Below are 6,103 nucleotides of genomic sequence, written 5' to 3'. Positions count from 1 at the left end.
GTGCGGGTAGCGGCCGCCGGCCAGTTCCCCGTAGATCGTCACCGCGGCGGCGCCGTCCCCGCGCACCGCGGCACCGTCCCGGGTCCCGCGCACCGCGGCACCGTCCCGGGTCCCGCGCACCGCGGCGGCGAACCGGGCCGCCGCGACGGACAGTTCGGGCCAGATCCGGCTGACGCCGAAGAAGGCGTCCAGGCCCTCGTCGTCCAGCAGTTCACGCCGCTTCGCGGCCCGCACCGAGCCGCCCTCGCAGACCACCGCGAAGTGCGCCCCGTGCACCTTCTCGGCCGCGGTCCACTCCCGGCTGCCTGGCCCGCCGGAGCGGCCGCGCGCGGGGATCTTGGGGTAGGGCCGCAGCTCGGGCCCGTCTGACTCCGTCTCGAAAACCGTCTCGGACACGAACGGCATCCTCGCCGCCGGGCCCGCCGCCCGGCAACCGGGATTCCGGCGGGCGACCGGCGGCGCCGGGGCGCCGCGCGGCCGGCGGGGGTCAGATCCCCCAGGCCGCCCGCAGCTCCGCGAAGGCCTCGTGGAACCCCGGGAAGGTCTTCCGCACGCAGCCCGGGTCGTCGAAGGTGATGCCGGGCGTGCGCAGCGAGGTGACGGCGAAGGACATCACGATCCGGTGGTCGGAGTGGGTGGTGATCTCGGCCGGGCGCGGGGTGCCGGGCCGGATCTCGATCCAGTCGTCCCCGGTGGCCACGGTGATGCCCATCGCGCGCAGGTTGTCGGCGCAGGCCTCCAGCCGGTCGCACTCCTTGACCCGGGTGTTGTGGACGTCCTCGATCCGCACCGGGCCGGTGGCGAACGGGGCGATGGCCGCGAGTGTGGGCATGGTGTCGGAGATGTCCCGCATGTTGACGGTGATCCCGCCGAGCCGGCCGTCGCCGGCCACGGTCGTGCGGTCGCCGCCGATGTCCACCCGGGCGCCCATCCGCCGCAGCACGTCCACGAACCGCAGGTCGCCCTGGAGCGCGTCCCGGCCGAGGCCCGGGACGGTGACCTCGCGGCCGGCCAGGGCGGCGGCGGCGAAGAAGTAGCTGGCGGTGGAGGCGTCCGGTTCGATCGGGTGGTCGGCGGCCCGGTAGCCGCCGGCGGGCACCTCGAACACCTCGCCGGCGGGGGTCCGTTCCCGCTTCACCTCGACCCCGAAGTCGCGCATCATCGCCAGGGTGATGCCGATGTACGGGGCGGAGACCAGCCGGGTGACGGTGATCCGCAGGCCGTCCCGGGTGAGCGGGCCGAGCAGCAGCAGCGCGGTCAGGTACTGCGAGGACTGCCCGGCGTCCAGGGCGAGTTCACCGCCGCGGACGCCGTCGGCGACGACCGTCAGCGGGTGGTGCCCCTCGGCCTCCTCGTGCCGCAGGTCCACGCCCAGCTCGCGCAGCGCCCGGGTGAGCGGGGCGACCGGGCGGCGGCGCATCTGGGCGGAGGCGTCGAAGCGGTAGGTGCCGCGGCCGGCGGCGGCGAGGGTGGGCAGGAAGCGCGCGGTGGTGGCGCCGTCCCGGCAGTACACCTCGGCGTCCGGCACGGCGGGCCCGGACGGGCGGCCCTCCACCCGCCAGGTGTCGGCCGTCCGTTCGATCCGGTACCCGAGGGTGTCCAGGCCCTGCACGAAGCCCTCGGTGTCGTCCGAGGACAGCGGGCGGCGCAGGGTGGTCACGCCCTCGGCGGCGGCGGCCAGGAACAGGGCCCGGGCGGTGATGGACTTGGATCCCGGGATCTCCACAGCGGTCACGGCAGGCTCTCCCAACACGAGTGTCCGACAGGCGTCTCCGGTGACGTCGGGCCCGATCCTGCCGCACCCGGCCGCCGCGTTCGCCGGCCTTCCACGGACTGGACGGTGACGCGGGCGACAACAGCGGGCGAAGGATCGGCGGGCGACGGATCGGCGGGCGACGGATCAGCAGCGCGCCCAGAGCCCGGCCAGGTGCGCGTGCAGGACCTCCTCCGCCTCCCCCACCGTCCGGTGCCCGACCAGCACGTGCGTGGTGAGCCCGTCGGCGAGGGCGAGCAGCGCGCGGGCCTCGGTCCGTGCGACGACGGCCCCGCCCGCGGCCGCCCCGCCGATCACCGATCCGCCGACGGCCGCCCCGCCGGCGGCTTCCGTGACCAGCCGCACCATCAGGTCCTCCAGTGCCGCGTAGCTGCCGCGCAGGGTCGCCGCCAGTGCCGGGTTGACGGCGGCCCCGGCGACGAAGGCGAGCCAGATCCTGGCCTCGGCCCGGTGCTCCTCGCGCAGCAGCGCCACCTCGCCCGCCACCAGTCCGAGTTCGCTGGCCGCCGACTGCGCCGGGCCGGCCGCGAGCCGGCTCCGCACCCGCTCGGAGACCCGCGCGCCGATGTGCGTGAGCGCGAACAGGAGCATCTCCTCCTTGGTGCGGAAGCAGCGCTGGACGGCTCCCATCGAGACCTCCGCCCGGGTGGCGACGTCCCGCAGCGTGACGCCCTCCAGCCCGTGCTCGTCCACCAGCAGGCAGACCGCCTCGGCGATCCGCCGGCGCCGGCCCTCGTGGTCCACCTGTTTGGGCATCCCGGTCTCCCTCCGCGTTCCTTCGGTCCTCGTTGGCCCTCGTCGGTCCTCGTTTTTATTCGATGCAAGCGTATCGGTTTCCGGACTATGGTGATTCCGTTCCGATGCGGTCGCATCGGAACCAGGCCGAGGAGAGCCGAGGAGAACTCCCATGCCCCTGTGGAGCAAGCCCGCCACCGAACTCGCCGCCGCCGTGCGCACGGGCGAGGTGTCGGCACTGGACGTGGTGGACGACCACCTGGCCCGGATCGCGGAGGTCAACCCGTACCTGAACGCCGTCACCCAGCTGCTCGCCGACCGGGCCCGCGCGGCCGCCCGGGAGACCGACCGCCGCCGGGCCGCGGGCGAGGAACTGGGTCCGCTCGCGGGCGTGCCGTTCACCGTGAAGGAGTGCACCCCGATCGCCGGCGTGCCGACCACCTTCGGCAGCCCGCGCTTCCGCGACCACGTCGCCGCCGCCGACGCCGTCCCGGTGGCCCGGCTGCGCGCGGCCGGGGCGATCCCGATCGGCCACAGCAACCTGCCGACCCTGATCCTCGCCGGGATGCACACCCGCAGCGAGCTGTACGGCGACACCCGCAACCCGTGGGACGCGCGCCGCACCCCCGGCGGCAGCAGCGGCGGGGACGGCGTGGCGGTCGCCGCCGGCATGGCCCCGCTCGGGCTCGGCAACGACTCCGGCGGCTCCGTCCGCGTCCCCGCCTCCTTCTGCGGGGTCGCCGCCCTCAATCCGACCACCGGCCGGTTCCCCGCCGACCAGCGCCTGATCGGCCCGGACGACCCCGGCCCGGCCTCCCAGGTCCTGGTCGCCGACGGCCCGTTGGCCCGTACGGTCGCCGACCTGCGGCTCGCCTACGAGACGCTGGCGGGCACCGACCCGCGCGACCCGCGCGCCGTGCCCGTCCCGCTGTACGGGGAACCGCTCGCCGCCCCGATCAAGGTCGCCGTCGTCGCCGATCCGGGCGGTCACGGCAGCCACGGCGGCCACGGGGTGCACCCCACCGTCCGCCGCGCCGTCGAGACCGCCGCCGACGCGCTGCGCGACGCCGGGTACGACGTCCGGGAGGTCCCCGACGTCCCGCGGATGGAGGAGGCGCTCGACGCCTACCACCGCCTCGCCGTCACCGAGTTCGCGCCGAGCTGGCCCGTCGTGCGGCAGTTGCTCGGCGAGGGCGGCGACCGCTACATCGAGCTGATGATGCGCGGCGCCCGGCCCGTGGACGCCCCCGGCCTGATCCGGTTGATGAGCGTCTGGATGAGCATCCGGCGCTCCTGGACGGAGTTCCTGCACGAGTACCCGCTACTGCTGGGCCCGGTGTTCACCGAGCCGCCGGTCGAGCCCGGACTGGAGTCCCGGGACCAGGCGGGCCGCGACCGGGTCGACTCGGCCATGCGGCTGTGCTCGGTGACCAGCTTCGTCGGCGTACCGGCCGTCGCCGTCCCCACCGGCCTCGCCGCGGACGGCCTGCCCACCGGCGTCCAGCTCGTCGGCCGTGCCTTCCGGGAGGACCTGTGCCTGGCCGCCGCCCAGGCCGTCGAGGACCGCCTCGGCACCCTCACCCCGATCGACCCCGTGCGGTAGCGGCCCTCGGGGCCGTCGCGGCTCCGGGGCCGTGGCGGCTCCGGGGCCGCGCCCCCGCCCGCCCCGCCGGCTACGCCCCCGGCAGCCCCGGCACCACCAACCCGCTCTCGTACGCGATCACCACCGCGTGGGTCCGGTTCTGCGCGCCGAGCTTGCCCAGCACGTTCCCCACGTGCGTCTTGACGGTCTCCTGGCTGACGGCGAGCGCCTGCGCGATCTCCGGGTTGGACAGTCCGGTCGCCATCAGCCGCAGCACGCCCTCCTCCCGCCCGGTCAGCGCCGCCCGGGGCAGCGCCTCGGCCGAGTCCAGCGGCCGGGCCGCGACCATCCGGCTCAGCGCGGCGGGGAACAGCACCGCCTCCCCCGCCGCCGCCACCCGCACCGCCTCGGCGATCTGCGGGACGGGCCGCCGCTTCAGCACGAAGCCGCTGGCGCCGGCGCTCAGCGCGGCGGTGACGTAGGCGTCGTTCTCGAAGGTGGTGATCACCACGACCTTGGGCGGGTCGGCGTGCTCCCGCAGCAGTTCGCGGGTGGCGTCGATGCCGTTGCGGCGCGGCATCCGCACGTCCATCAGCACCACGTCCGGCCGCAGCAGCCGGGCCTGCTCGACCGCCTCGATGCCGTCGGCGGCCTTCCCGACCACCGTGATGCCGGGCTGGGCGCCGAGCAGGGTGCCCAGGCCGCTGCGGGTGAGGGGGTCGTCGTCGGCGATCAGGACGGTGACGTCGGACGGCGCGCCCGCGTCGGGGCCGGCGCCGCTCACGCCGACCACCGCATCGGCAGCCGGACCGCCAGCCGCCACTGCCCGTCGCCGTCCGGGCCGGCCTCGAACTCGCCGTGCAGCAGCCGCACCCGCTCGGCCAGCCCGGGCAGGCCGTGCCCGGAGGTCGGGAAGCCGCTCGCGCCCGGTCCTTCGGCCGCGCCCGCCGTCCCGTTGACCACGGTCAGCTCCAGTTCCTCCGGTCCCGCCGTCACCCGCAGCTCGATCGGACCGCCGTTGCCGTGCCGCAGCGCGTTGGTCAGCCCTTCCTGGACGATCCGGTAGGCGGCCCGGGAGAGGGTGCCCTGCACCTGCGCGAGGTCCCCCGTGGTCCGCGGCGCCACGACGGCGCCCGCGTGCCGCAGCCGGTCGATCAGCTCGGGCAGGTCGGCGAGGGTGCGGGTCGGGGCGGTGCCGGTCTGCTCCTCGCGCAGTGCGCCGAGCACGTAGTCGAGGTCCTCCAGCGCGGCCCGGGTCGATTCCTCGATGCTGCGCATGGCGGCCCGCGCCGCCGCCGGGTCGTCGGCGAGCACCTCCCCCGCGACGGCCGCCTGGATGGTGGCGGCGGTCAGGGTGTGCCCGATGGAGTCGTGCAACTCGTGGGCCAGCCGGTTGCGTTCGGCCAGCAGCCGCTCCCGCTCGGCGGCCAGGGCGAGCCGCTCGGCGGGCGAGGGTCCGAGCAGTCGCGGTGCCAGCCACCGCAGCGCCCCCGACGCCCCGGCGAGCAGCACCGCCGCGAGGACCAGGCTGAGCGCCCCGATGACCCACGACCAGACGCCGGTCACGTCCGCGCCCCAGCCGAAGAGGCTGACCCGGGCCGAGCCCTCCACCCATCGTCCCGGCAGCGTCATCCCCATCACGAGGAGCGTGCTGCCGCCGATCAGCACCGTCCACCCGAGCGCCACGTGCGCCACCACGAACGCCGGCGTCCGCCAGCGCTCCGCCGCGGCCCCCTTCACCGGGGCGGGCACCGCGACGCCCAGCAGTCGCCGCGCGCCCGCCGCCAGCACCCGGCGCACCGCTCGGGGCAGCCCGGCCACCGCGAGCAGCAGCACCCACAGCGGCAGCGCCAGCCAGACCGTGTCCGGCCGCCCGGACACCCCGAGCGTCATCCCGAGCGCCACCATCGCCACCGGCAGCCCGGCCACCGTCGCCACCGGCGGCACCAGATAGACCAGCCCCAGCCCCAGCACCGTCCCGAGCAGCAGCACGGGCGAGTGCCTGAGCTGGG

At 76.1% G+C, this 6,103-nt stretch carries 6 protein-coding genes; 1 reads left to right on the top strand and 5 read right to left on the bottom strand.

All coding sequences use genetic code 11. The features are described from left to right. The 3 genes from ACIQOV_RS22990 to ACIQOV_RS22980 all read right to left on the bottom strand — a co-directional run. A partial coding sequence (locus ACIQOV_RS22990; RefSeq protein ID WP_401051214.1) for a hypothetical protein occupies positions 1-396 on the bottom strand: 396 nt, incomplete at its 3' end. A gap of 91 nt (positions 397-487) precedes the next feature. Continuing rightward, positions 488-1,735: a 3-phosphoshikimate 1-carboxyvinyltransferase gene (gene aroA, locus ACIQOV_RS22985; protein WP_401051211.1), complete on the bottom strand. Its 1,248-nt coding sequence runs from the start codon at positions 1,733-1,735 to the stop codon at positions 488-490. 165 nt (positions 1,736-1,900) lie between these two features. Further along, a complete protein-coding gene (locus ACIQOV_RS22980; protein WP_401051209.1) occupies positions 1,901-2,530 on the bottom strand; it encodes a TetR/AcrR family transcriptional regulator in 630 nt (209 codons plus the stop codon). Positions 2,531-2,681: 151 nt separating this feature from the next. Here ACIQOV_RS22980 and ACIQOV_RS22975 point away from each other — a divergent pair, with 151 nt between their 5' ends. Continuing rightward, positions 2,682-4,112, top strand: coding sequence for an amidase (locus ACIQOV_RS22975; protein WP_401051206.1), 1,431 nt, complete (start codon positions 2,682-2,684; stop codon positions 4,110-4,112). 70 nt (positions 4,113-4,182) lie between these two features. On the opposite strand, the gene ACIQOV_RS22970 is transcribed toward ACIQOV_RS22975, so the two are convergent. Together ACIQOV_RS22970 and ACIQOV_RS22965 are read right to left on the bottom strand one after the other, a co-directional pair. Further along, positions 4,183-4,875 carry a response regulator gene (locus ACIQOV_RS22970; RefSeq protein WP_401051204.1) on the bottom strand — a complete coding sequence of 231 codons (693 nt, stop codon included), beginning with the start codon at positions 4,873-4,875 and terminating at the stop codon, positions 4,183-4,185. Next, positions 4,872-6,103 (bottom strand): sensor histidine kinase (locus ACIQOV_RS22965; RefSeq protein ID WP_401051203.1); only part of this gene is annotated, 1,232 nt, incomplete at its 5' end. The genes ACIQOV_RS22965 and ACIQOV_RS22970, both read right to left, overlap by 4 nt.

The organism is Kitasatospora sp. NPDC091257 (assembly GCF_044757675.1).
In the GTDB taxonomy this organism is placed as follows: domain Bacteria; phylum Actinomycetota; class Actinomycetes; order Streptomycetales; family Streptomycetaceae; genus Kitasatospora; species Kitasatospora lactacystinica.
This window is presented reverse-complemented; position numbering and strand designations above follow the sequence as displayed.